We start from the raw sequence: 22,767 nt of genomic DNA on the forward strand, positions 1-22,767 counted from the left end.
GGCTGGTCTTCCTCAGCCGCCCGCCCCACACTCCCCTACGCCGGCGGCAACGCCGGGCATGGGAGGGAGAGATTCGATGGATATGGGCTTGGGCGGCAAGGTTGCCGTGATCACCGGCGGTTCGGTCGGCATCGGGCTGGCCGTGGCCGAGGCGCTGGCAGCGGAGGGCGCATACGTGCTCCTCGTCGCACGTGGAGCCGAGCGGGTCGAGGCGGAAGCTGCGCGCATCGCCAGCCAATATGGTGTCGAGGCGCTGGGTCTTGCGGCCGATGTCGCGACGCCCGAGGGCACGGCGGCCGTGATCGAAGCGGCACAGACGCGGTTCGGCGGCGCGAACATTCTGATCAACAATGCGGGCACCGGCTCGAACGAGACGGTGATGGAGGCCCCGGACGAGAAATGGCAGTCCTACTGGGACCTGCATGTCATGGCCGCCGTGCGTCTGGCGCGCGGGATCGCGCCACAGATGAAACGGCGGGGCGGCGGGGTGATCCTTCACAACGCCTCGATCTGCGCGGTGCAGCCGCTCTGGTACGAGCCCATCTACAACGTCACCAAGGCCGCCTTGATGATGTTCTCCAAGTGCCTCGCGACCGAGTTGATCCCCGATAACATCCGGGTCAACTGCATCAATCCCGGCCTGATCCTGACGCCCGATTGGAAGAAGACCGCGCGTCAGCTGACGGAGAATTCAGGCGGCGACTGGGAAGGCTATCTCCAGGGCGTCGCCGACGAGCACGCCGCCATCAAGCGCTTCGGCTCGCCGGAGGAACTGGCGAATTTCTTCGTGTTCCTCTGCTCCGACAAGGCGAGCTACTCGGTTGGCTCGACCTATTTCGTCGATGGCGGAATGCTGCGCACGGTTTGAATGTCAGGTCGCCGGGCCGAGATAGGTGTCGATCAGCTGCTCGACTCTCATATCCCGCGCCCGGCCCGTCTGCCCGCCGATGACCACGACGATGACGCCCCGCCCGTTGCGGCGCGCGGAGGCGACGAGATTGAAGCCCGAGGCGTTGACGAAGCCGGTCTTCATTCCGTCGACGCCCGGAACGCGGCCGAGGAGCTTGTTGGTCGAGATATAGTGCCGGCCGGCATAGTCGAAGCTCTCCGTCGAGAAGAGCGGCACGAAGCCGGGGAAGCGCTTGCGGATCTGGAGCGCCAGCACCGCCATGTCGCGCGCGGTCGAGATTTGCAGATCGTCCGGCAGGCCCGAAGGCGTCACGAAGTTCGAGCGGCGCATCCCGATCTGGCGGGCGGTCATGTTCATCCGCCGCGCGAAAGCCTCTTCCGACCCATCGGCGAGATTTTCAGCCACAACAGTCGCGACGTCGTTGGCCGACTTCACGGCCAGCGCGTACATAGCGTCGCGCACCTTAATCGTGGAGCCGGGGCGCAGGCCGAGCTTGGAGGGAGGCCGCGAGGCGGCATGGGTCGAGACGACGAGATCGGTGTCGAGCGTCACGCGCTTGGCCTCGATCGCCTCGAACAGAAGATAGAGCGTCAGAAGTTTGGACAGGGAGGCGGGATGGCGCAGCCCGTCCGGATCGTCGCTGAAGAGCACCTTGCCCGAATCGGCGTCCACGACGATGGCCGAGCCCGCGCGCACCGGCACGATCTCGCCATTGCCGACTTGGAAGGCCGGTGCCTTCGACTGCGCGGACAGGCCGGCCGCCAGATCGTTGCGCGACAGATCGACGGACTGACAACCAGCCAGTCCGAGAGCCAGAAGGGCCGCGACGAGGCGGGTCGAGACGCGGGCGGAGATGAACGACACGGGAACGTCCGAACGGCTGGCGCGCACGAGGGATCGCGCGGCGCATAAGGTTGCGCCCGGCCGATGTCCGGGCGTTGCAAATCAATCCGAGGGTGGTCCCAACATGGTTTCGTTCCAGTTAAGCCGAACGACAGTCAGCCGGGTAAACCAACCCGCCGCGCCGTTCTCTCACAGAGGAATTGTTCCATGTCATCGACGCAAACGCCCGTCTGGTTCATCACAGGCTGCTCCACTGGCTTCGGCCGCGAACTGGCGAAGCTGGTGCTGAATCGCGGCTGGAACGCCGTCGTCACCGCGCGCGACAAGTCGCGTCTTTCCGATCTGACGGAAGGACATGGCGAGCGCGCGCTGGCTGTCGATCTCGACGTGACGGACGAGCAGGCGATCGACGCCGCCGTGAAGGAAGCCGAGGCGCGGTTCGGCCGGATCGACGTTCTCGTCAACAATGCCGGCTACGGCTATCAGGCCTCGATCGAGGAAGGCGACGCCCAGGAAATCCGCGATCAGTTCGACGCCAATGTCTTCGGCCTCTTCGCCATGACGCGCGCGGTGCTGCCCATCATGCGCCGGCAGAGCAAGGGCCATATCCTGAACCTCACGTCGCAGGCGGGCTTCATCGGATTTCCGGGCTCGGGATACTATGCCGCGACGAAACACGCGGTGGAGGGCTTCTCGGATGCGCTTCTGGCCGAGGTGAAGCCGCTCGGCATTTCCGTCACCTGCGTCGCGCCCGGCCCGTTCCGCACCGACTGGGCCGGCCGGTCGCTGCGCCAGACGCCCAACCGGATCGAGGCCTATGCGCCGACGGCGGGCGCGCGGCTGAAGGGCACGGCCGACATCAGCGGCAAGCAGGCGGGGGATCCCGTGCGCGCCGGCGAGGCGATGATCCGCGTAACCGAGATGGCCGAGCCGCCGCGCCACCTCGTCCTCGGACGCATCGCTTATGACGGCGTGACGGCAAAGCTGCGCGAGCGCCTCGCCGAAATCGAGCGGTTGAAGAGCGAGAGCCTGTCGGCCGACTTCCCGGAGTAAAGGATCAGCGGCGGATCAGCCGCCGTTCTTCTGGATCAGCTCTTCGATCGACATGTCCGGGAGGGTCGCCTCCCGGCTGGGCGGTGGCGGTAGCCTGCCGCCGCGCCCGGCCGCCACCTGGCGAGCGATGCGGCTGGTCTGCGTCGGGGTCGTCATGATGGCGGGGGCCGGCGTCTGGGCGGCCGCGATGGCGGCGGCCGCGCGTTCGGGCGGGTTGTAGGGCAGCCGCCCTTCCCGCTCGGCACGCTCGCGTTCGGCCACCATGAACTGCGTCTGGGTGGCGTCGCGCCGCTTCTCGTAGAAGGCGTTCCCACCCTGAATCGTCAGGTAGTTCATGTTCTTATAGGGGTAGGAATAGCCCGCGGTATGAAAGAACATGGCCTTCTGGACGCGCGAATGGCGCTCGCCGTGCAGGACGCGCCGCGCCGTGCGCTTGGCGAGATCGCCGCCCCGGCCCATGGGCTTGGTCAGGACGCCCGGCGCGAACTGGTTGGGCTGGCCGACGACGCCGCAAACCGATTTGGGATAGCGGCCCGATTCCAAGCGGTTCATCACCACCGTGCCGACGGCCATCATCCCCTCCTCGCTGGAGCGGTTGCTTTCGAAATACATGGCCCGCGCGAGGCACTCCTCCGAACTCATCCCTGGCTGGACCGTGGCGCAGCCGCCGGCCGCCGCCAGACTTCCCAAGGCCAGACAGAGAAGGATGGAGCGGCTGGAGGGCATGAGATTTCCGAAGGCGATGTGACCCAGAAGCCCCAAGTCTCGCAGCATAGGCTTAACGAGCGGTTGTCGCGCACCCGAGAATGCGAAAGGGCGCCCCGCGAGGCTCGCGGAGCGCCCTTCCCAAATCCGTAAAAACGGGCGGAAGTTAGAGGAGAGCCGAGACGGCTTCGCGCTCTTCCACCAGTTCGGCCACCGTGCGATCGAGCATCTGCTGGGCGAACGCGTCGAGCTTCAGGCCCTGAACGCGCTCGTAGGAGCCGTTCGAGCAGATCACCGGGACGCCGGCCATGATGCCCTCGGGGATGCCGTAGGAGCCATCAGACGAGATGCCCATGGAGACCCAGTCGCCGTTCGAGCCGGAGATCCAGTCGCGCATGTGGTCGATGGCGGCATTGGCCGCCGAAGCCGCCGAGGACGCGCCGCGCGCTTCGATGATCGCCGTGCCGCGCTTGGCGACGGTCGGGATCAGCGTGTCCTTGTACCAGGCTTCGTCGCCGATCACCTGCGGCAGCGGCTTGCCGTCGGCTGTGGCGTTGGCCCAGTCGGCGAACATGGTCGGCGAATGGTTGCCCCACACGACGAACTTTTCGATCGCATCGACGCTGACGCCCGCCTTCTTGGCGAACTGCGTCAGGGCGCGGTTATGGTCGAGCCGCAGCATGGCGGTGACGTTCTCGGTCGGGAAATCCTTGGCGTTGGCGGCCAGGATCATGGCGTTCGTGTTGGCGGGATTGCCGACCACGATCACCTTGGCGTCGCGCTTGGCGCCTTCGTTGAGGGCGCGGCCCTGGGTGCGGAAGATCTCGGCATTGGCCGATAGCAGGTCGCGGCGCTCCATGCCCTGCGTGCGCGGACGCGAGCCGACGAAGAAGCCGGCGTCGATGTCGCGGAAGGCGGTCGCCGGATCGTCCGTGATGGTGACGCCCTGCAGAAGCGGGAAGGCGCAGTCTTCGAGTTCCATGACGACGCCCTGAACGGCCTTCTGGGCCTGCGGCAGGTCGAGGAGCTGAAGCACGACGGGCGTATCCTTGCCGTAGACGTCGCCATTGGCGATGCGGAACAGCAGGGAGTAGCAGATCTGACCGGCCGCGCCGGTGACGGCGATGCGTTTGGGCTGCGTCATGGGAATACCTTTCGCTCCTGGCATGGGACCCGCGTGGTCTGCGGCAGGCACTAGCGCGATTGACCTTGCCGATCCATGACGAAAACCGGGAAAAACCGGCCGATTTGCAGAAAAACCGATTCAAAATGCCGGGCCGGCCAACGCCCGTCGGATCAAACCGATTAAAGCGCGCCGGCGTCCGAGGCGTTGGCGGCTCTCCTCAAGCTCCCTGCGAATCGGCATGGCGCTGACGAGCGGCAAATTGGAACGTTTCGAAATCGCGTGTTGAATCCGTCACATATCGTTGTCGGAATTCGATCGCGCAGAAAACATGACTCCTTAGATCATGTTCATAGCCGTAAGGTGCAGAAACTTTCTGTTGGAGTTTTGCATGGGTTCCCTCCCCTCCCTTCGCCGCGCGCTTCTGGTCGGCTGTGCGCTTTGTTCCTTGCCGGCTCCCGCCATCGCGCAGGAACCTGTCGTCCTCGAGACCGTCACCGTCGAGGGCAATGGCGGGGCGGGCAGCGGCACCTCGGCCGGCACGGGGCCGGTCGACGGCTATGTCGCCAAAGCCACCACCACGGGCTCGAAAACCGACACGCCGCTGATCGAGGTGCTGCAGTCCGTTTCGGTGATCGGGCAGGAAGAACTCGCCGATCGGGGCGTGCAGAAGGTGGACGAGGCGCTGCGCTATACGCCCGGCGTCTTCGCGCAGCCCTTCGGCAACGACACGGATACGGACTGGATCTATATCCGGGGCTTCAACGCCACGCAGTCGGGCGTCTATCTCGACGGGCTCAATCTCTATTCCTACGCCTTTGGCGGCTTCATCATCGACCCGTTCCTTCTGGAGCGCGTCGAGGTGCTGCGCGGCCCGGCCTCGGTTCTCTACGGCGGTAGCAATCCCGGCGGCGTGGTGAACTCCGTCTCCAAGCGCGCGACGGGCGATCGCATCCGCTATGTCGAGGCCGGCATCGACGGCTCGCCCAACGGCTACGTGGCCTTCGATCTCGCCGACAAGCTGACGAATGACGGCGCCTGGAGCTACCGTCTGCTGGGCAAGGTGAAGGGCGGCGACACCGACACGGACTATGCCGAGAATTTCCGTGGCCTGATCGCGCCGAACCTCACCTACGCGCCGGACGCCGACACGCGTTTGAATCTCTATCTGAACTACCAATATGACGACCAGAACCACGTGAACGGGTTCCTGCCCTATTTCGGCAGCGTCGTGCCTGCACCCTTCGGTCGGATCAGCGAGCATCTCTTCTATTCCGAGCCCGACCTCGACAAATTCCTCAATCGGCAGATTCTTCTCGGCTACGAGTTCGAGCACAAGACGGCCGACGGGGTGACGCTGAGTTCCAACACGCGCTACGGCCACGACCAGCGCAACGAATACGGACCCTATTTCTTCGGTTGGTATGATCCCACCTCGGGCTTCGGCGGCTTCGAGAAGCCGGTCGGCCCGCCCTATCTCCTGAACCGGCTGAATTTCGGTCACGATACCGAGGTCGATACGCTCACGACCGACAACCGCGCGAGCGTCGAGTTGGATACGGGCGCTGTGAGGCACACGCTGATGGCGGGAGTGGATTACAAGTTCTTCCGCATCGACCAAGTACAAGCCGTGGGCGCGGCCTCGCCGCTGGACCCGACCAATCCGGTCTATACGAACCGTCTGGCACCGCTTTACGCGCCCTATCTGAACGAGGTGATCGACCTCAACCAGCTTGGCCTCTACGCGCAGGAACAGGCGAAGTTCGGAGACGGATTCATCCTGACCCTCAACGGGCGTTATGACGGCGTGTGGATCGACCGCGACGACCGCTCAGCGGCGGACGCGGATTACGAGACCCGCAACGGCTCATTCAGCGGGCGCGCGGGCCTCGCCTATGAATTCGCCAACGGGTTCGTGCCCTATGTCAGCGCCTCGCGCTTCTTCAATCCGCAGATCGGAACCGATGCCAGCGGCAACGGCGTCGTGCCGGAGGAAGGCGAGCAATACGAGATCGGCATCAAATACGCGCCGAGCTTCATCGACGGCGTGTTCACGGCCTCGCTCTTCGACCTGACCCGTCGCAACACGCTCCAGTCGGTCGCGCCCTTCTTCATCCCGCGCACGGTGGGCGAGATCAATTCGCGCGGTGTCGAGCTGGAAGGCAAGGTCAATCTCGATCCGAACTGGCGCGTGACGGGTGCGTTCACCGCCTTCGACCTGACGATCGAGGACGACGCCGACGCCTCCGTCATCGGCAAGCGCCCCTACCTCGTTCCGGAGATCATGGCTTCGCTCTGGCTGGATTATACGGTGAAGGGCGGCTCGCTCGACGGGCTCTCGCTCGGCGGCGGCGTGCGCTACCAAGGCGATTCCTACGCCGACAACGCCAACACGCTGAAAGTGCCGGATGCGACGGTCTTCGACGCGGCCGTTCGCTACGATCGCGAGACGTGGGGCTTGTCGCTCAACGTGAACAATCTCTTTGACAAGAAATATGTCGCGGGTTGCCAGACCTCCGTGACCTGCGGCTACGCCGAAGGGCGCTCGGGCCTTCTGAAGGCGCATTTCAACTTCTGACGCCAAACGTATGATAAGACGACAAAAGCGGCGGCTCCTCTTGGGGCCGCCGCTTTTATGATGCTCGATTCTAGCGTCGAAGTCTTATTCCGCCGCCTGCCGCTCGTCGTTGAGGATGCCGTGCTGCGCCTCGACCAGCCGGCGATAGCTCCCCTCCCGCGCCATCAGCTCATCATGGCTGCCTTCTTCGAGAAGGCGCCCGTCCGAAATGACGACGATGCGATCGGCATGGCGGATGGTGGAAAGGCGATGGGCGATCACCAGCGTTGTGCGCCCTTCCGCGAGTTCCTGTAGCGAAGCCTGGATCATGCGTTCGGTCTCCGTGTCCAGAGCCGAAGTCGCCTCGTCGAGGATCAGGATGTCCGGATTCTTCAGGAACATGCGGGCGATGGACAGGCGCTGTTTCTGGCCGCCCGACAGTTTGACGCCGCGCTCGCCCACGACCGTATCCAGCCCCTGCGGAAGCGCCGCGATCGTCTCGCCGAGATGGGCCCGCTCGACGGCGCGCATTATGTCGTCTTCCGAGGCATCCAGCCGGCCATAGGCGATATTCTCGCGCACCGTGCCGCCGAACAGGAAAACGTCCTGGCTGACGACGCCGACGCGGCGGCGCAAGGAGTCCTGCGTGACCTCCCGCACATCCATCCCGTCGATCAGGATCGCGCCCGAGGTCACGTCATAGAATCGCGGCACCAGCGAGCAGATCGTGGTCTTGCCCGCGCCGGACGGGCCGACGAAGGCGACGGTCTCGCCCGCGCGAATGGAAAGATCGATCCCCTTCAGGACCGAACCACGCGAGGGATAACCGAACGCGACGCCGCGAAACTCGACTCGGCCGGGGCCGGCCGGCAGCGCCACGGCACCCGGCGCGTCGGCGATGTCCGGTTCCGTATCGAGGAAGTTGAGATAGCGCCGAAAGCCGGCGATGCCCTTGGGATAGGATTCCAGGACGGCCGCGATCTTCTCGACCGGACGGAAGAAGACATTCACGAGAAGCAGGAAGCCGACGAAGCCGCCATAGGAGAGATCACCTGAAATGACGAACCACGTGCCGGCGACCATGACGATGATCTGCGTCAGGCGCATGGACAGGTAGTTCAGCGATTGGCTGAAGGCCATGATGCGATAGGCGTCGAGCTTGCGCGCGCGGTAGCCCTGATTGTTGACGGCGAAGAGCGCCGTCTCGTGGCCTTCATTGGCGAAGCTCTTCACCACCCGGATGCCGCCGACATTCTCCTCGATCCGCGCGTTGAAGTCGCCGATGCTGCCGTAGATTTCGCGCCACGTCGTCGTCATCCGCGCGCCGTAATGGGTCGTCGCCCAGGTGCCGATCGGCACGATCACAGCCGTGATCAGCGCCAGTTCGACATGCACCGAGAGCATGAGCAGGAAGGCGCCGACAAAGGTCATGACGGCAATGAACAGGTCTTCCGGCCCGTGATGCGCTACCTCTCCAATCTCTTCCAGATCCTTGGTCAGCCGGCCGACCAGATGGCCGGTCTTCTGATTGTCGAAGAAGCTGAAGGAGAGTTTCTGCAGATGCGCGAAGGCCTTGGCCCGCATCTCCGTTTCGATGTTGATGCCGAGCATGTGGCCCCAATAGGTCACGATCGCATTCAGCCCGGTGTTCAGGAGATAGATCAGGAGAAGACCGATCGAGGCGAGAACGATCAGACCCCACTGGCCGCTCGGCAGGAGGTTATCGACGAAGACCTTCACCGCGACGGGAAAGCCGAGTTCCAGAAGGCCCGCCAGAACCGCGCAGGAGAAATCGAGAATGAAGAGGCCGCGCCACGGCGCGTAATAGCTGAAGAAGCGCGACAACATCGGCTCTCGTCCTTTCGGCATGTTCGGCTGGGCATAATCCAGACCGGCGACGATCGCACGACGATTTCAGACAGCCTGAGCGGGCTTTAGAAATCAAGACTTGCGAAGTCAACTTCAGACCTACTCTGAGCCAGCACTGGCCCTGCTTCGTCAGGCAAAGCGTGAGACGGTCTTTTCTACGCGCTATCGCTTCAGAGCGTTATCGTTTTTGCCTGCAGAACCGAAGCCGAACTGAAGCACTGCGAGCGCCTAGCTGGCCCCTGTGTGACCCTGCGAGCTGACATCAGGCAGGGCCCAACCGGGAGGGTGCCGAACGGATTTTAGCGGCGTGTCCAAGGCGTGTTCCACGCGCCGGGCGAGGCACGCACCGAGCCACAAGGGGCGCGGCTCGTGAACACGGTGGCCTTCCATCCAACTTTCTGGTCGGGCTCCCCTCGCCCGACGGGCGAGCGCCTCGGGCGACCTCACTCGTCGTCCGTATCCTTGGTGGCGGAATCCTGCGTGAGGCCGCGCCGCCAATAGGCGACCACCAAATGCTGGTTCCGCTTCAGTCCGCGTTCCTTCCGGCAGAACTGGCGAATCTGCTTGAAGGCCTCGAACTCGGCGCCGGCCCAGACGAAGACATTCGGGCCGCCCGGCCAGGTGACGGATCGCGCGGCGTCGATCAGCAGCGTCGTGGTTCCGGCCGGCTGGCCCTCCCGGTGCAGCCAGCGCACCGAAACGCCATCGGGCTTCTCCAGTGGCAACTCGTCCGCAGCGCTGTCCACCTCGATGAAGACCTCGCCCCTGGCATCGGGCGCCATCTCTTCCAGCGAACGGGCGATGGCGGGAAGCGCCGTTTCGTCGCCGAGAACCAGAACCCAGTCCTTGGCCGGAATATCGCCACCGCCAGGACCCAGCATCCCGACGCGGTCGCCCGGCAGGACCGTGCGCGCCCAGCGGCAGCCCGCACCGGGGGGATCGTGAAGCACGACATCGACACTGACGCGCCCCACGGCCGGGTCGACCCGTCGCAGCGTGTAAACGCGCGTCGTCAGCGCGTCCTCCCCTTCGGGCCAGATCGGCAGGGCGGCCGGCCCGGCGGTTGGCCAGACGGGCTCGCGCCCCGCAGGCGGAAAGAGAAGGCGCATATGCAGCCCATCGCTGGCGAAGCGCTGGAGGTTGTCGCCCGCAAGCTCGACGCGGATCATGCGCGGCCCCAACCATTGCGTCGAGAGAACGCGCATTTCGCGAAAATGCGGAAGCTCCTTCACGCCCGCGCCGTCGCCCGTCCATTCAAGCGGCGGGCAGGCTTCTCCCATCACTGCCTGCACGTAATAGGACACGATCCCCTTGGCGACGCCGTGCTGCGCGGCGTCCTCCGCCTCCAGCGCGATCGACAGACCTTTCTCGGCGGGGCGGATGCGCGCGAGTGTGCCGTAAAGCGGCAGAACGGTCTCATTCCGGGGGTCGATCGGATGGGGCATGTCATCAGGGAGATGGCGCGCCAGTTCGGCGCAGAACCAGTTCGGATCATCCATCGGAATGGCAAGATGCGCCACGAAGCCGGTTTTCATGATGAGCCCTATCCACCAAGACACCGATAAGGGATCGGGCCTGTTCCTTTCGGCCCTGACGTAGCGCGGACTTTGCAGCCCGGTCAATAAACATGATTATTATTATCATGTTTCTAAACTGACCGGTGGCTCGACTGTGCCGCCCGCATCGAGCGATGTTCCGCTCCAGGGCAAATCAGCCTCTTCGCGGCGCGCTCGACCTGTTCGACCGCGGCGCTCTTGTCAGGCGAGCTGGACGACGCCCCCTCAACGAGCCTCCGCAGATGGGCTGGACACCGCCAGCTCAGGCCCGCCGAAGCGTCGCGATGACAGGCAGATGATCCGAGGCGGGTGCGGCCTGGGTCCAAGCGCGGATGTCGCTGAAGCGCAGCGCCTCGCTCGCATAAAGGCGATCCATCGGAACAAGCGGGCGCCTGGCGGGCCAACTCGGTGGGTGGGCGACCTCGGGCAGAACGCAGCGCAGACGCCGGTCCACCGGGCCGCCGCTGCGCCATTCGTTGAAATCTCCCAGAACCACGCTCGCCTCGCCGGGCTCCACCAGCGCGGCGACGGCATCGGCCTGGGCGCGCCGGGCGGCCGGGCGAAGCCCCAGGTGCAGCGAGAGAAGACGCAAGGGTCCGAACGGCGTCTGCGCCCGCGCGTCGATCATGGCGCGGGGCTCGAAGCCCGGTCCGGGCAAGCGCTGGATTGCAACATCGGCAAGGGGAAAGCGTGACCAGAGGGCGTGGCCGTATTCGCGCCCAGTGCGCCCGAACAGGGGCGCCGGTGCGAAATGATCGCCCAAGGCTTCCGCCAGACGTTCGAAAGCGAAGGGCTCACGCCTCAAATGCGTGCGTCCGTCCACTTCCTGAAGAGCCAAAATGTCGGCATCCATGGCTCGGATACAGCGGATCGTGCGCTCGAAATCTGGCCGACGTCCCTCACCGAAGAAGCCATGAATGTTCCAGGTCGCGATGCGGATCGCGCCGCTAGCGGACACGATCGCCCTGCCCGCTGCCCGTCACCGTGCGAAGGATCAGAACGAGATCGCCGACGAAACTGCGGGTCGCCAGATATTCGGCATCGGCCTCCGCCAGACGAACAGGCGTCGACATGTCGATGTCGCTCACCTGCGCCAGCCCGGTGATGCCCGGTCGCAGGGCGAGGACGCCGCGCTTCTCGCGCTCCTCGATCACCTCTCGCTGAACGGGCAGGCACGGGCGGGGGCCGACGAAGCTCATATCGCCGCGCAAGACGTTCCAAAGCTGGGGCAGCTCGTCCAGCTTGTAGCGGCGCAGGCTTTCGCCCAGGCTCGTGACCGCCGAACTCGACATTTCGTGCGTCGCCACATTCGCCGTGCCCTGCCGCATGGTGCGTAGCTTGTAGCAGGTGAAGGGCTGGCCATGCCGACCCACGCGCACCTGCGCGAAAATGCCGGGGCCGTGACTATCCCGGCGCACCAGGACCACAAGAAGGCCGATCAGCCAGCCCAGCGCCAAAAGGCCGGCCAGACTTGCCAGAATGTCGAACAAGCGTTTCATGGCCTTAGCGATTGCCGCAACTCAAGCGTTTGAGCAAGCAGCGCGTCATGGAAGGCTGGAAGCACATGCGAATCCTCGTCACCGGCGGACAGGGCTTTATCGGCCGGACGCTCGTCCCGCTTCTGCGTGCCGAGGGCCACGAGGTTCTGGCCCCGCGTCGGGGCGAGGCGGGCTTCCCGAGCGACCTCGCGCTGGCGGGCGATTGGCCGGGCTGGCCGACGAAGCTGGACGCCATCCTGCATCTGGCCGCGCTCAATCCCGAACGCGGCGAGGCCGTGGCGCGCGACGACGCCGCGCTCATGCGCGCCAATGTCACGGCCACAAAGGCATTGGCCGTGGAGGCCATCCGGCGCGGGGCGCGGCGCTTCGTGTTCACTTCGACGCTGCTCGTGCACCCCTTCTCGCCAGACCCGATCCATGAAGACGATCCCGTCTCCCCCCAGAACACTTATGCCGCGTCGAAATTCGCCGCCGAAGAAGAACTGGTGCGCACGCTGGAGGACTCGCCGACACAATGGACGATCCTTCGTCTCGCCCCGGTCTATGGTCCGGGCGGCCGGGGTGGTCTCCACACGCTTCTGCGGCTGGCGCAAAAGTCCTACCCGCTGCCTCTTGGCGGCGGCGGACGGCGCAGCCTTCTCTCGCTTGCCAATGCGGCGGATGCCTGCCGTTTCGCGCTGGAATCCCGGCGGGTCGCGAACGAAACCTGTCTGGTCGCGGACGCGGATGCCTTGAGCGTCGGGGAGATCATCCGAACCGTGCGCGACATCGAAGAAAGACCTGCGCGCGTCCTGTCCTTGCCCGGCGTCCCGATGCGGAGTGCTGCCGCGCTTCTGGGCAAGGGCGCGACCTATGATCGTCTGTTCGCCCGCCTCGAAGCCGACACGGGAAAGATATCAGCCGCCGGCTGGACGCCGACCCAAGGCACCGAGGCTGGATTTCGCGCAGCCCTCGGCCTCCAGGCTTGATGCCCCTCGGCAACCCCATCTAAGGATGCGTCGCATGAGCGCACACACACCGGTCGATCCCGCCAAACTCGAACGCCAGAAGCGACTGGAGGAAACGTTGAAGGAGAATCTTCGACGCCGAAAGGCGCAGGCGCGCGCGCGCAGCGAGGGCGCGGAACGCACCGGCCTGATGCCGGACGACGAAGAGGACAGCGAGTAAAAAAGCGCCCCTCGCGGTCGCCGCGCACGCCGCCATGCGATCTTGCATGGCACCCTTCCTTTTTGACAGTCCATAGCTGATTTCCAGCGATGGACATTGAAGTTCCAGAACCTTAGAACCCTTCTCACGAAGGAGTTCCGGATGATCGACTACCAGTCCCACTTCGAATCCGCGATCGAAGCTCTCCACGCCGAAAAGCGTTACCGGGTCTTCGCGGACCTGGAACGTATCGTCGGTCGGTTCCCGACGGCGATCTGGCGCCACGAGAACGAAGCGCGCGAAATCACTGTCTGGTGTTCCAACGATTATCTGGGGATGGGCCAGCATCCGGCTGTTCTTCAGGCGATGACGAATGCGGCCACGAGCATGGGCTCGGGGGCCGGCGGCACGCGCAACATCTCAGGCACCAATCATCCGCTGGTCGAGCTGGAGCGCGAGCTCGCCGATCTGCACGGCAAGGAAGCGGCCTTGGTCTTCACCTCGGGCTTCGTCTCCAACGAAGCCTCGATCTCGACCATCGCCAAGCTCCTGCCTGATTGCCTGATCTTTTCCGACGAGCTGAACCACGCCTCCATGATCGAGGGCGTGCGCAAGTCGGGCAGCCGCAAGCATGTGTTCCGGCACAACGACGTTCAGCATCTGGAAGAGCTGTTGAAGGCGGCCGATCCGGAGCGGCCCAAGCTGATCGTTTTCGAAAGCGTTTATTCGATGGACGGCGACATCGCGCCGATCGCCGAAATCTGCGATCTCGCGGATCGCTACAACGCCATGACCTATATCGACGAGGTCCATGCGGTTGGCATGTATGGCGAGCGCGGGGCCGGCATCTGCGAGCGCGAAGGCGTCGCCCATCGGCTCGACGTGATCGAGGGCACCCTCGCCAAGGCTTTCGGCGTTCTCGGCGGCTATATCGCGGGCAGCCGCGCCTTGGTCGACGCCGTGCGCTCCTACGCGCCGGGCTTCATCTTCACCACCGCCCTGCCCCCGGCGCTGGCGGCAGCGGCCGTCGCTTCGATCCGCCATCTCAAGCAGTCGCAGAGCGAGCGGCGTGGTCAGCAGCGCCAGGCCGCGCGCGCCAAGGCCGAGTTTTCGGCGGCCGATCTGCCGGTCATGCCCTCCGAGACGCATATCGTGCCGGTGCTGGTCGGCAATGCCGAGCTGTGCAAGCAAGCGAGTGACCGTCTCCTCCAGGTCCATGGCATCTATATCCAGCCGATCAACTACCCGACCGTCCCGCGCGGTACGGAGCGCCTGCGGATCACACCGACGCCGCTGCATGACGACGCGCTGATCGCGGTGCTACGGGACGCGCTGGTCGAGACCTGGACTGCGCTCGGCATTCCTTTCGCGTCGACCCGGCCGACCCATGAGGAGCGCCGCGAAGACGTCACCTCGCTCGTCGTGGCGCAGGCCGGCGGCTGATCGTCCCAACGCGTTTGAAGCTGATGAAAGCCGGGCCTCGCCCGGCTTTTTCGTTTTGCGGCTTGGCCTCAGCGCCGAGCGTCGGGGTCGCTCGTATCATGCGCATCCGCGCCCGGCGCGGCTTCGCGCGCGATGATCGAGTCTTCGCTGCGTTGACGCGAAAAACGCCGCGCGAGGATCGGCACGATCATCGCCAGACACATGAAGCGCACGACGTGGTGCGCGGCGACATAGGCTGGGTCGAGATCGAACTGGAAAGCCAGAACCGTCAGCGCCTCCAGCGCGCCCGGCGCATAGGCGAGCGCGATCTTGCCGAAGGAGATGCCGAGCAGGAGAAGCGCGACGACGCCTGCCGCTCCCGACAAGGTGATGCCGATGGCGAAGGCCCCCAGCGAAGCTGGCAGCAGTTGGAACATGGCGGTGCGATCTTCGCGCCGCAGACGGCCGCCGATTGTGCAGCCCAGAACCACCAGAGCCGGGGTCGCGATCCAGCCGGGAATGGCGACCGGCGCGATCTCGGTTCCGTGCATGAAGGCGCTGGCGAGAAGCGCGCCGAGGATCAGGCCGCCGGGAACGCGCGAGCGAACGCCCGCCCAGGCGAGAAGGAGAGCCGAGCCGATCAGCAGGACATATTGCAGCGGAGAGCCGATGATGCCGCCGCGAACGCCGTCATTGATCGTGTCGCCACCCTCCAGCCAACCCAGAAGCGGCGTCAGCGCGCCGATGAGCAAAAGCAGGCGCGTGGACTGCACCACGATGATGCGCGTCATATCCGCCTTGGTTTCGGACGCGGCGGCGAGCACGAAGGACAGCGCGCCCGGCAGCGAGGCGAAGAGCGCGGTTTCGCGATCCCATCCGAACGTGCGGCGCAAGAAGACATTGGTGGCCGCCGCCACGCAGGCGACGCCGACCATCTGGATGACGAAGGACAGCGGCCAGAGGGCAAGCTGATGAACGACATCGGGCGTCACGCCCGAGCCGGCTTGAATGCCGAGGATGAAGAAGGTCGCGTCCCTCAGCTGGGTGGGAATCAGAATGGGAACGCCAGACAGGCTGGCCACAGCGACGGTGATGGTCGCGCCGAGGAGCCAAGCCACCGGCAGATCGACGGAATGGGCCAAAGCCCCCCCGATGGTGCCGATGGCGAGCGTCAGAGCCAGCCTCGCGGCGGCTCCGAGCGCGCTCAAGCCTCGTTTCCGATCCAATGCGCCAGACGCTGCGCAGCCTCTTCCACCTCGTCCAGACGGCGATGGAAGCAAGCGCGGAGATAGGCGCGCGTTCCCGTGCCGAAGGCGGTGCCCGGCGCGAGGCCGACGCCCGCCTCGTCCGCGATGCGGAAGGCGGCCTTGTAGCCATCGTCGATGCCATCGATCGCGAAAAAGGCATAGAACGCGCCGGCCGGCGGCGCGAGGCGCACGCGGTTGGTCGATAGAAGCGCTTGGGTGAAGATGTCGCGCGCTTTGTGCGCTCGCTCGATCTGCTCATCGACGAAACTTTCGCCCTGCTCGATCGCAGCCACCGCGCCGCGCTGCATGAAGGCCGCGACACCCGAGTTGGAATATTGAACGAGGTTCTCGATCAGCGCGCCGAGTTCCTTGGGCGCCTCGATCCAGCCGACGCGCCAGCCCGTCATCGCCCAGTTCTTGGAGAAGGAATTGACGAAGATCACGGCGTCATCGTCGCGCATCTCGTCATGGAAGGACGGCGCGCGGCCACCCTCATAGAAGAAGCGCGAGTAGATTTCGTCGGCGATGACGAAGATTCCCGCTTCGCGCGCGATATCCAGAATGGCGCGGATCGTCTTGCGATCGGCCGTCCAGCCGGTCGGATTGTTCGGCGTATTGATGAAGATCGCGCGGGTGCGCGGTGTGATCGCCGCGCGCAGGCGCTCGGGCTCGAAGCGCCAATCCACGCCGTCGAAGCGAAGCTCGACGGGAACGGTCTTGGCGCCGGTCAGTGCGGCGGCGGCCTCGAAATTCGGCCAAAGGGGCGCCAGAAAGACGATCTCGTCGCCTTCGCCGACCAGCGCCGAGACGACGGTCTGGATCGCGTGCATTCCCGAGCCGGTGACGAAGATCCGCTCCGGCGAGGTCGGGCGGCCATAAAGGCGCTCGGTGTAGGATGCGAGGGCCGAGCGAAGCTCGGGGATGCCGCGCTGCCAAGTGTAGAAGGTTTCGCCAGCCTTCAGGCTTTGCGCGGTTGCATCCGCGATGAAGGATGGGGTCGGCAGATCGCCCTCCCCAGCCCAAAGCGGAATCAGTCCATCGCGCCCGCGCGCGTGGTTGATGACCGCGACGATGCCGCTTTCAGGCACAGCCAAAGCGCCCGCACGAAGACGATGAAGATGGCTCATGCCCGCGAACTCACCCCGATACTGCCGCCCGCCGGACAGGGCGAGCCACAGCCGGGAGTCGATCTTTCCGCGCGAACCGTCAACCCCTTAGGGAGGGGAAACGGAAGGGTGAAGGCATCAAAGTCCCGTTCCCGGCACCTGACCGGGGCGAACCCGCTCGCGCGCCGCCAGAAGATCGCGGATCTCCTCCAGAAGCTCTTCCTCGCGCGGCACTTTCTTCTCCTCGGCGGGCTTCTGCTCCTCCTGCCGCTTCAGGCGGTTCATACCTTTGACGATCAGGAACAGGACGAAGGCGACGATGATGAAGTTGATGGAGAGCGTGATGAAGTTGCCATAAGCGAGGACAGGCCCCTGCTCACGCGCCTGCGCCAGGCTCGTGGCGGTCACGCTGGAGCTGAGCGCCAGAAACTTGTTGGTGAAATCGACACCGCCCGTCACGAGACCGATCAGCGGCATGAACAGATCGGCGACGATCGAATTGACGAGGCCGGAAAAGGCCGCGCCGATGATGATGCCGATCGCCAGATCGACCATGTTGCCCTTGAGGGCGAATTCGCGAAACTCCTTGAGCATTCCCCACCTTCTCCGCGCGACCGATTGTCCCTGACAGACTTGTGAAGAGTGCTGGCTGCGGCAAGGGCAGCTCGTTCAGCCGGCGGCCGAGCCGACGAAATGCACAACCATTTCGCGCCGATGCGGCCGGGCGCGATGCTCGAAAACGTAGATGCCCTGCCATGTGCCGAGCATCAGGCGACCATCCGACACGGGCACCGAAAGGCTCGTGTCGGTCAGCGCCGTCTTGATATGGGCAGGCATGTCGTCCGGCCCTTCCAGCGTATGAACATAGGGCGCGCTTTCGGGCGCAAGGCGATCGAAGGCCAAAAGCAGGTCCTCCCGCACGTCGGGATCGGCGTTTTCCTGAATGGTCAGCGACGCCGAGGTGTGACGAATGAAGATCGTCGCCAGCCCCTCGCCCGCGCCATGGCGGCGCAGGATGTCGTCCAGCCGGCGCGAAATGTCGGTGAAGCCGCGACCGCGCGTTTCGATGGCCAGCGTTTCGATGAAGTGTCGGTCGATGAGCTGCATGATGCACGGCCCCCTCAAGGTTCAACCGGCGGAAGGATAGCGCCTGACCGGCTCAGGCAAGGGTGGTGCTCTGGCAAACCATTGGGCAATCCCGCCTTCTTGTGGTTGCCATCGAGAGACAAATTGATTTTCCTCGGCGTCTCTGGCAGCGGAACGAGCATGAGCACGAACGCCCCCATCTACAAATTGACACCGCGCGATGCCTGGCTGGATGCCGAGGCGAAGGGGCGCTTCGACGGCGCGCCGATCGACCTCGCGGATGGCTACATCCACTTCTCGACCGCCGCGCAGGTTCGTGAAACGGCCGCCAAGCATTTCGGCGGGCAGACGGCGCTTCTTCTGGTGGCGGTGGACCCCGAGCCGCTCGGAAAGGCGCTGGTCTGGGAGCCCTCGCGCGGGGGCGCCCTCTTCCCCCACCTCTATGCGCCCCTCTCCCTCGACGCCGTCCTTTATGTTCAGGACCTGCCGCTCGGTGAGGACGGGCTTCATGTCTTCCCGGAAAGCGTTCAATGAGCCTTTATGATTTCGCCCGCCCGCTGATCTTCCAGCTCGACGCGGAGCGTGCGCATGGGCTGGCGATCGAGGCGCTGAAGCGGGGCCTCGTGCCGCGCCGGGACATTCCACTGGATGCGCGCCTGCGCACCGAACTCGTCGGCCTCACCTTCGGCAATCCGCTTGGGCTTGCCGCCGGCTTCGACAAGAACGCCGAGGTGCCGGACGCGATACTGCGCCTCGGCTTCGGTTTCGTGGAGATCGGCACGGTGACGCCCCTGCCGCAGGAGGGCAATGCCAAGCCGCGCATCTTCCGCATTCCCGAGGCGCGCGCCGTCATCAACCGGCTCGGGTTCAACAATGAAGGCCATGCCGAAGTCGCCGAGCGCATGGAAAGGCGCGCGCGCAAGGCGGGAATCGTCGGCGTCAACATCGGGGCCAACAAGGATTCGACGGATCGGATCGGCGACTATGTGACCGGCATTCACCGCTTCGCGGAACTCGCTCGCTATCTCACGATCAACATTTCCTCGCCCAACACGCCGGGCTTGCGCAACCTTCAGAAGGGCTCGGATCTCGACGATCTCCTGACCCATGCCGTGGCTGCGCGCGACGGCGCGGCGGCGCTGACGGCGACGGATCGCAAGCCGCTTTTCCTCAAGGTCGCGCCCGATCTGTCGCTGGAAGAAGTGGAGGCTATTTCCGAGACGGCCAAGCGGCGCAAGGTGGACGGGCTGATCGTCTCGAACACGACGCTCTCGCGCCACGGCATCGAAGGCAGCCGGCATGAGAACGAGACCGGCGGTCTCTCCGGCCGGCCGCTCTTCAACCGCTCGACCTATGTCCTGGCGGCCTTCCGCCGGGCGCTCGGGCCCGACTTCCCGCTGATCGGCGTCGGCGGCGTGGAGAACGCGCGCACGGCGCTCGCCAAGATCGAGGCGGGCGCCGATCTCGTGCAGCTGTATTCCGCCATGGTCTATGGCGGGCCGGACCTGCCGATCCGTATCCTCAACGACATGATCCGCTTCCTCGACGAGACCGGGCTCGACACGATCCGCCAGCTGCGGGACACGAAGATGGAAGAGATCCTCTCGCGCGATCCGCCGATCGGCTGGGAGGCGATCCGGCCCTGACGCCGGGTCGCGCCGCTTTCATGCCGCTTCCGCTGGTTCACCACCCCGCCTTCGACGCGCTGTTCGACGAGGCGCATCGCTTCCCGATGCGCAAGTTCACGCGGCTGGCCGAAATTCTGGTGGAGGACGGATTGGTGCCGCGCGGCTTTCACCAGCCCGTCCCCGCGCCTGTCGAGGCTTTGGAACTGGCCCACGACCCGGCCTATGTCGAGGCCGTGCTGACACAGCGCGTTTCCCCGACGATCGAAAAGGCGATCGGATTTCCGGTCGACGCGCGTGTCGCCCTCCGCTCGCGCTGCGCGACGGGGGGCACGCTTCTGGCCGCGCGGCTGGCGCTCGACACGGGGCTGGCCTGCAACACGGCCGGCGGCAGCCATCACGCCAGCCGAACGGGCGGCGCGGGCTTCTCGGTGTTCAACGACGTCGCCGTGGCAGCGGCCGCACTGCTGCATGAGGGCACGCTCGGGCGCGTTCTCGTGTTCGACTGCGACGTGCATCAGGGCGACGGCACGGCGCGCATCTTCGCCGGCGACCCGCTCGTCTATACGCTCTCCATGCATGGCGAGCGCAACTATCCGCAGGAGAAGGCGCAGTCGGACTGCGACGTGTCGCTTCCCGATGGGATGGAGGACGAGGCTTATCTCGCGCTTCTGCCGGATCTTCTCCAACACGCCCTCACGCAAGCCCGGCCCGACATCGTCTTCTACAATGCGGGCGTCGATCCGCATCGCGAGGACCGGCTCGGTCGCCTGTCGCTGTCGAATGACGGTCTCGCCGAGCGGGACCGGCGCATCATCGGCTTTTTCCGCGACCGCTTCATTCCGGTCGCGGGCGTCATCGGCGGCGGTTATTCCCGCGATATCGAGACGCTGGCGCGCCGCCACACGATCCTGCACCGCGTGGCAGCCGAGTTCGTCTGACGTTTCCGATCAGCCGCGCGTCTTGAGGAAGCGCGAGATCAGAAAGATCGGCACGACGATCGCCGCGCCCATCAGCACGTAATCGATCGTACGGTTCAGCGAGCCGAAGACGCTCAGCCAAGCCGACTCCACGAGATAGACCAGATGGTTGAACAGCTCGGTCGGGCGAAGGTCCAGCCAAGACAGGACGACGCCGACCAGCAGCGAGATGACGAGCAGCCTGACCGCTACCGACAGGGGCGAGCCGCCCAGAAAACTCGTCATACGGCCGGACATGGCGATCCTTCTCTCAAAACCTTCGGGAGCCATGACGTAGAGACGCGATTGTGGCGATGCAAGTTCATCCACGTGTGAAGGTGGAGGGCTTTCATTCGAGCATGGCCTGAAGCGTTTCCAGCCGGTCGGCCTCGAAGGCTGGCTTGTCCCATCTCAGCCGCGAGATGCGCGGAAACCGCATGGCGACCCCAGACTTGTGGCGGGTCGAACGCGCCAGCCCCTCGAAGGCGACTTCCAGCACAAGCCCGTGATCAGGCTCGGCGCGCACCGAGCGCACAGGGCCGAAGCGATCGATGGTGTTGTCGCGAATATATTTGTCGAGCTGTTTCAGCTCCTCGTCCGTGAAGCCGAAATAGGCCTTGCCCACCGGCACGAGCTCCGGCTGATCGCTCGGCCCCGTCCAGACGCCGAACGTATAGTCGGAATAGAAGCTGGAGCGCTTGCCATGGCCGCGCTGGGCATACATCAGCACGGCGTCGATCAGGCGCGGGTCCTGCTTCCACTTGAACCACGGGCCTTTCGGCCGACCGGGCACATAGGCCGAGTCCCAGCGCTTCAGCATCAGCCCTTCGATAACGGGATGAGGCGGCTCGGCGCGAAGCTTCGACAAGGCCTCGAAATCGGCGAAGGGCACGAAGGGCGAGATATCGAAGCGCGTCGGCTCGAGCTCGGCCACGAACCGATCCAGCCGCTTCCGGCGCTCGGCAAAGGGAAACGCGCGCAAATCCTCGCTCCCTTCCTGCAACAGATCGTAGGTGCGCAGGAAGACCGGATGCTTCTTCATCACGGCGGCCGAGACGCTCTTGCGGTTGAGCCGCTGTTGAAGGTCGGAGAAGGTGCCGACGACAATGTCGTCCTGCACCGCCCCGCCATGCGGCTCCACCTTCGGAGCGCCGGCCTTTGTTGCCGGGCGCGCCACGAGAAGCTCGCCATCCAGCGCGCCGTCGTAGGTCATGAAGTCGAGAAGGTCGGGAAAGGCCCCGGAGATGTCGTCGCCCGTGCGCGAATAGAGGCGCCGAACGCCGCGCTCCACCGTCGCCTGCACGCGGATGCCATCCCACTTCCATTCGGCGGCATAGGCCGCCGGGTCTATCCGTCCGTAATCGGGCGCTTCCAGCGGCTGCGAGAGCATGACGGGCCGGAAGGGCGAGGCGGCGGCCGACACGGGCTTCTCGGCATCGCCTTCCAGCCATGCGAAGAGATCGAGATAGGGAATGCGCAGCCCGTGCCAAAGCTCCTCGATCTCGGCGACGTCCTTCGATCCGAAATCGGCCAGAGCCTGCTTGGCAAGGCGCGAAGAGACGCCGATGCGCAAGGAACCCGTCACGAGCTTCAGAAGGGCATAGCGACCCGACGAATCCAGACGATCGAGCCAGTCTTCGACGAGCCTGGGCCCCTCGGCGCGTGTGGCGGCATCCAGCGTCGTGACCACTTCGGCAAGGCTCGGAACATCGTTGCGCCCCCTCGCCTCGCCATCAAGCGGCGAGGGCCAGACGAGCGCGATCGTCTCCGCAAGATCGCCGACATAATCATAGGAATAGCCGAACAGGACCTCGTCCATCCGGCTCGTCATCAGATCCCGCAGCATGGCGGGTTTGACGGAGCGAATGTCCAGCTCGCTCGTCAGCGCGGCCAGTGCGTAGCCGCGCTCGGGGTCGGGCACCGTGCGGAAATAATCCACCATCAGCTTCAGCTTGCCGTTGCGCGACGGCGTCAGCACCAGACGGTCGAGGAGTTCGGCAAAACGCTGCAAGGCGACCAGCTCCGAGGAACGAAAGAGTGTTCCCTCTCTGACTTAGCGCC

The 22,767-nt window shown here is 65.1% G+C and carries 22 protein-coding genes; 9 read left to right on the top strand and 13 right to left on the bottom strand.

All coding sequences use genetic code 11. The features are described 5' to 3' along the window. Window positions 1-76 precede the first annotated feature (76 nt). On the top strand, window positions 77-868 hold the full coding sequence (locus tag AUL36_RS15380; protein WP_062222149.1) for an SDR family NAD(P)-dependent oxidoreductase: 792 nt from the start codon (window positions 77-79) through the stop codon (window positions 866-868). A 3-nt stretch (window positions 869-871) separates the two neighbouring features. Here the strand turns inward: AUL36_RS15380 and AUL36_RS15385 are convergent, their stop codons facing one another. Further along, complete coding sequence (locus AUL36_RS15385; RefSeq protein WP_062222283.1) at window positions 872-1,774, bottom strand: D-alanyl-D-alanine carboxypeptidase family protein; 903 nt, start codon at window positions 1,772-1,774, stop codon at window positions 872-874. A gap of 186 nt (window positions 1,775-1,960) precedes the next feature. On the opposite strand from AUL36_RS15385, the gene AUL36_RS15390 reads away from it, so the two are divergent. Further along, on the top strand, window positions 1,961-2,806 hold the full coding sequence (locus tag AUL36_RS15390) for an oxidoreductase (protein ID WP_062222151.1): 846 nt from the start codon (window positions 1,961-1,963) through the stop codon (window positions 2,804-2,806). A gap of 15 nt (window positions 2,807-2,821) precedes the next feature. Here the strand turns inward: AUL36_RS15390 and AUL36_RS23320 are convergent, their stop codons facing one another. Both AUL36_RS23320 and AUL36_RS15400 read right to left on the bottom strand, forming a co-directional pair. Further along, window positions 2,822-3,532 carry a cell wall hydrolase gene (locus tag AUL36_RS23320; protein ID WP_306302838.1) on the bottom strand — a complete coding sequence of 237 codons (711 nt, stop codon included), beginning with the start codon at window positions 3,530-3,532 and terminating at the stop codon, window positions 2,822-2,824. Window positions 3,533-3,677: 145 nt separating this feature from the next. Next, window positions 3,678-4,655 (bottom strand): malate dehydrogenase, encoded by a 978-nt coding sequence (locus AUL36_RS15400; protein ID WP_058633816.1) that lies wholly within the window; start codon window positions 4,653-4,655, stop codon window positions 3,678-3,680. A gap of 370 nt (window positions 4,656-5,025) precedes the next feature. Here AUL36_RS15400 and AUL36_RS15405 point away from each other — a divergent pair, with 370 nt between their 5' ends. After that, on the top strand, window positions 5,026-7,212 hold the full coding sequence (locus AUL36_RS15405) for a TonB-dependent siderophore receptor (RefSeq protein ID WP_062222153.1): 2,187 nt from the start codon (window positions 5,026-5,028) through the stop codon (window positions 7,210-7,212). Window positions 7,213-7,296: 84 nt separating this feature from the next. Here AUL36_RS15405 and AUL36_RS15410 read toward each other — a convergent pair whose 3' ends face one another. From AUL36_RS15410 to AUL36_RS15425, 4 genes are all read right to left on the bottom strand, one after another. Continuing rightward, complete coding sequence (locus AUL36_RS15410; RefSeq protein WP_062222155.1) at window positions 7,297-9,039, bottom strand: ABC transporter ATP-binding protein; 1,743 nt, start codon at window positions 9,037-9,039, stop codon at window positions 7,297-7,299. Between the two features lie 464 nt (window positions 9,040-9,503). Beyond that, window positions 9,504-10,595, bottom strand: a complete 1,092-nt coding sequence (locus AUL36_RS15415) for a siderophore-interacting protein (RefSeq protein WP_062222157.1) — start codon at window positions 10,593-10,595, stop codon at window positions 9,504-9,506. A 283-nt stretch (window positions 10,596-10,878) separates the two neighbouring features. Further along, complete coding sequence (locus AUL36_RS15420) at window positions 10,879-11,574, bottom strand: endonuclease/exonuclease/phosphatase family protein (protein WP_062222159.1); 696 nt, start codon at window positions 11,572-11,574, stop codon at window positions 10,879-10,881. Further along, complete coding sequence (locus AUL36_RS15425; RefSeq protein ID WP_062222161.1) at window positions 11,564-12,115, bottom strand: sugar transferase; 552 nt, start codon at window positions 12,113-12,115, stop codon at window positions 11,564-11,566. The genes AUL36_RS15420 and AUL36_RS15425 overlap by 11 nt, the downstream gene beginning before the upstream one ends. An 11-nt stretch (window positions 12,116-12,126) precedes the next feature. Between AUL36_RS15425 and AUL36_RS15430 the strand changes: the two genes are divergently transcribed. From AUL36_RS15430 to hemA, 3 genes are all read left to right on the top strand, one after another. Then, window positions 12,127-13,083, top strand: a complete 957-nt coding sequence (locus tag AUL36_RS15430) for an NAD-dependent epimerase/dehydratase family protein (RefSeq protein ID WP_062222163.1) — start codon at window positions 12,127-12,129, stop codon at window positions 13,081-13,083. 34 nt (window positions 13,084-13,117) lie between these two features. Further along, window positions 13,118-13,282, top strand: a complete 165-nt coding sequence (locus tag AUL36_RS24250; RefSeq protein WP_192843419.1) for a hypothetical protein — start codon at window positions 13,118-13,120, stop codon at window positions 13,280-13,282. 144 nt (window positions 13,283-13,426) lie between these two features. Continuing rightward, entirely contained in the window at window positions 13,427-14,704 is a 1,278-nt protein-coding gene (gene hemA, locus AUL36_RS15435) for a 5-aminolevulinate synthase (RefSeq protein WP_062222285.1), read from the top strand. Window positions 14,705-14,772: 68 nt separating this feature from the next. On the opposite strand, the gene AUL36_RS15440 is transcribed toward hemA, so the two are convergent. The 4 genes from AUL36_RS15440 to AUL36_RS15455 all read right to left on the bottom strand — a co-directional run bounded on the left by AUL36_RS15440 (window position 14,773) and on the right by AUL36_RS15455 (window position 18,143). After that, entirely contained in the window at window positions 14,773-15,891 is a 1,119-nt protein-coding gene (locus AUL36_RS15440; RefSeq protein ID WP_062222165.1) for an AbrB family transcriptional regulator, read from the bottom strand. Next, on the bottom strand, window positions 15,888-17,057 hold the full coding sequence (locus AUL36_RS15445; RefSeq protein WP_062222167.1) for a pyridoxal phosphate-dependent aminotransferase: 1,170 nt from the start codon (window positions 17,055-17,057) through the stop codon (window positions 15,888-15,890). Before AUL36_RS15445 ends, AUL36_RS15440 begins: the two co-directional genes overlap by 4 nt. 117 nt (window positions 17,058-17,174) lie before the next feature. After that, window positions 17,175-17,630, bottom strand: a complete 456-nt coding sequence (gene mscL / locus AUL36_RS15450; RefSeq protein WP_058633823.1) for a large conductance mechanosensitive channel protein MscL — start codon at window positions 17,628-17,630, stop codon at window positions 17,175-17,177. A 75-nt stretch (window positions 17,631-17,705) separates the two neighbouring features. Beyond that, complete coding sequence (locus AUL36_RS15455) at window positions 17,706-18,143, bottom strand: secondary thiamine-phosphate synthase enzyme YjbQ (protein ID WP_062222170.1); 438 nt, start codon at window positions 18,141-18,143, stop codon at window positions 17,706-17,708. Between the two features lie 159 nt (window positions 18,144-18,302). Here AUL36_RS15455 and AUL36_RS15460 point away from each other — a divergent pair, with 159 nt between their 5' ends. From AUL36_RS15460 to AUL36_RS15470, 3 genes are read left to right on the top strand one after another with little or no spacing between them, the layout of a single operon-like run. Further along, window positions 18,303-18,656: a DUF952 domain-containing protein gene (locus AUL36_RS15460; protein ID WP_062222286.1), complete on the top strand. Its 354-nt coding sequence runs from the start codon at window positions 18,303-18,305 to the stop codon at window positions 18,654-18,656. Continuing rightward, window positions 18,653-19,768, top strand: a complete 1,116-nt coding sequence (locus tag AUL36_RS15465; RefSeq protein ID WP_062222171.1) for a quinone-dependent dihydroorotate dehydrogenase — start codon at window positions 18,653-18,655, stop codon at window positions 19,766-19,768. Before AUL36_RS15460 ends, AUL36_RS15465 begins: the two co-directional genes overlap by 4 nt. Window positions 19,769-19,788: 20 nt before the next feature. Continuing rightward, complete coding sequence (locus AUL36_RS15470) at window positions 19,789-20,688, top strand: histone deacetylase family protein (protein WP_062222173.1); 900 nt, start codon at window positions 19,789-19,791, stop codon at window positions 20,686-20,688. A gap of 9 nt (window positions 20,689-20,697) precedes the next feature. On the opposite strand, the gene AUL36_RS15475 is transcribed toward AUL36_RS15470, so the two are convergent. Then, a complete protein-coding gene (locus AUL36_RS15475) occupies window positions 20,698-20,964 on the bottom strand; it encodes a DUF6460 domain-containing protein (protein ID WP_156418411.1) in 267 nt (88 codons plus the stop codon). Between the two features lie 91 nt (window positions 20,965-21,055). Further along, window positions 21,056-22,717, bottom strand: coding sequence for a cisplatin damage response ATP-dependent DNA ligase (locus AUL36_RS15480; protein ID WP_062222177.1), 1,662 nt, complete (start codon window positions 22,715-22,717; stop codon window positions 21,056-21,058). Window positions 22,718-22,767 lie beyond the last annotated feature (50 nt).

The sequence above is a fragment of the Aureimonas sp. D3 genome (genome assembly GCF_001463805.1).
GTDB lineage: Bacteria > Pseudomonadota > Alphaproteobacteria > Rhizobiales > Rhizobiaceae > Aureimonas > Aureimonas ureilytica_A.

Bases quoted from the DNA above. Each gene is read 5' to 3' on its own strand.
- AUL36_RS15380 (WP_062222149.1), top strand. From the start codon at position 77: ATGGATATGGGCTTGGGCGGCAAGGTTGCCGTGATCACCGGCGGTTCG.
- AUL36_RS15390 (WP_062222151.1), top strand. From the start codon at position 1,961: ATGTCATCGACGCAAACGCCCGTCTGGTTCATCACAGGCTGCTCCACT.
- AUL36_RS23320 (WP_306302838.1), bottom strand. From the start codon at position 3,532: ATGCCCTCCAGCCGCTCCATCCTTCTCTGTCTGGCCTTGGGAAGTCTG.
- AUL36_RS15400 (WP_058633816.1), bottom strand. From the start codon at position 4,655: ATGACGCAGCCCAAACGCATCGCCGTCACCGGCGCGGCCGGTCAGATC.
- AUL36_RS15405 (WP_062222153.1), top strand. From the start codon at position 5,026: ATGGGTTCCCTCCCCTCCCTTCGCCGCGCGCTTCTGGTCGGCTGTGCG.
- AUL36_RS15410 (WP_062222155.1), bottom strand. From the start codon at position 9,039: ATGTTGTCGCGCTTCTTCAGCTATTACGCGCCGTGGCGCGGCCTCTTC.
- AUL36_RS15415 (WP_062222157.1), bottom strand. From the start codon at position 10,595: ATGAAAACCGGCTTCGTGGCGCATCTTGCCATTCCGATGGATGATCCG.
- AUL36_RS15425 (WP_062222161.1), bottom strand. From the start codon at position 12,115: ATGAAACGCTTGTTCGACATTCTGGCAAGTCTGGCCGGCCTTTTGGCG.
- AUL36_RS24250 (WP_192843419.1), top strand. From the start codon at position 13,118: ATGAGCGCACACACACCGGTCGATCCCGCCAAACTCGAACGCCAGAAG.
- AUL36_RS15445 (WP_062222167.1), bottom strand. From the start codon at position 17,057: ATGAGCCATCTTCATCGTCTTCGTGCGGGCGCTTTGGCTGTGCCTGAA.
- mscL (WP_058633823.1), bottom strand. From the start codon at position 17,630: ATGCTCAAGGAGTTTCGCGAATTCGCCCTCAAGGGCAACATGGTCGAT.
- AUL36_RS15455 (WP_062222170.1), bottom strand. From the start codon at position 18,143: ATGCAGCTCATCGACCGACACTTCATCGAAACGCTGGCCATCGAAACG.
- AUL36_RS15460 (WP_062222286.1), top strand. From the start codon at position 18,303: ATGAGCACGAACGCCCCCATCTACAAATTGACACCGCGCGATGCCTGG.
- AUL36_RS15465 (WP_062222171.1), top strand. From the start codon at position 18,653: ATGAGCCTTTATGATTTCGCCCGCCCGCTGATCTTCCAGCTCGACGCG.
- AUL36_RS15470 (WP_062222173.1), top strand. From the start codon at position 19,789: ATGCCGCTTCCGCTGGTTCACCACCCCGCCTTCGACGCGCTGTTCGAC.
- AUL36_RS15475 (WP_156418411.1), bottom strand. From the start codon at position 20,964: ATGTCCGGCCGTATGACGAGTTTTCTGGGCGGCTCGCCCCTGTCGGTA.